This is a genomic window from Achromobacter sp. SIMBA_011, assembly GCF_046535435.1.
GTDB lineage: Bacteria > Pseudomonadota > Gammaproteobacteria > Burkholderiales > Burkholderiaceae_B > Achromobacter > Achromobacter dolens.
Genome location: NZ_JAWRWN010000594.1, coordinates 1 through 265 on the forward strand (window position 1 = coordinate 1; position 265 = coordinate 265).

Below are 265 nucleotides of genomic sequence, written 5' to 3' on the forward strand. Positions count from 1 at the left end.
TCGCCTTACGCGAATCCCGCGGCAAGCGCCGCGGCAACCGAGCCGGCCACCAGCACGACGCCGACCGTGCGACGCTTGTTCAGCTCGGTCCACAGCAACACGCCCGTCAGCGACAACAGGATCAGCGACCCCGCGATCGTATCCATCAGCAACACCCAGCCGATGCCCATGCCGACGCCGCGATGCAGGCTGCTCAACGTGCCGGCGAACGTATTGGCGGTGCGCTTCACCGACACGTAGCCGTTGCCGACCCAGTAGTCGGCCT

Annotated in this window: 1 protein-coding gene; it reads right to left on the reverse strand. The window is 66.8% G+C overall.

All coding sequences use genetic code 11. From position 1 onward, the window contains the following. Positions 1 to 5: 5 nt before the first annotated feature. Positions 6 to 265, reverse strand: a 260-nt coding sequence (locus SB816_RS32300) for a PepSY-associated TM helix domain-containing protein (RefSeq protein ID WP_410548284.1), incomplete at its 5' end; no start/stop codon positions are given.